This window comes from Pseudomonas sp. SIMBA_067, from assembly GCF_046534675.1.
In the GTDB taxonomy this organism is placed as follows: Bacteria; Pseudomonadota; Gammaproteobacteria; order Pseudomonadales; family Pseudomonadaceae; genus Aquipseudomonas; species Aquipseudomonas putida.
In genome coordinates this window covers 1-235 of sequence record NZ_JAWRYH010001380.1, presented here as the reverse complement: position 1 = coordinate 235, position 235 = coordinate 1, and the positions used below count along the sequence as shown (strand labels likewise).

The 235-nt window shown below is 71.5% G+C and carries 1 protein-coding gene; it reads left to right on the top strand.

Annotated features, from left to right (window positions below; all coding sequences use genetic code 11):
- The coding region (locus SB765_RS33885) for an NAD(P)-dependent oxidoreductase (RefSeq protein ID WP_410933069.1) at positions 1-235 on the top strand (235 nt) is incomplete at both ends.

Sequence of the window (235 nt, the reverse complement as noted above, 5' to 3'; positions counted from 1 at the left end):
CCCGCTTCTGCCTGCTCGACCACCCGATCGGCGACCTGTCCGGCAGCCGGCTCGGCATCGTCGGCTACGGCGCCCTCGGCAAGCAGGTGGCGCGTATCGCGCGCCCCTTCGGCATGGAGGTGGCCGCCACCTCGCGCTCGGCGATCGCCGAGCCGGGCGTCATCCAGCTCCCACTGAACGGATTGCTGGCGACATCGAGCGTCGTCAGCCTGCACCTGCCGCTCACCGACCAGAC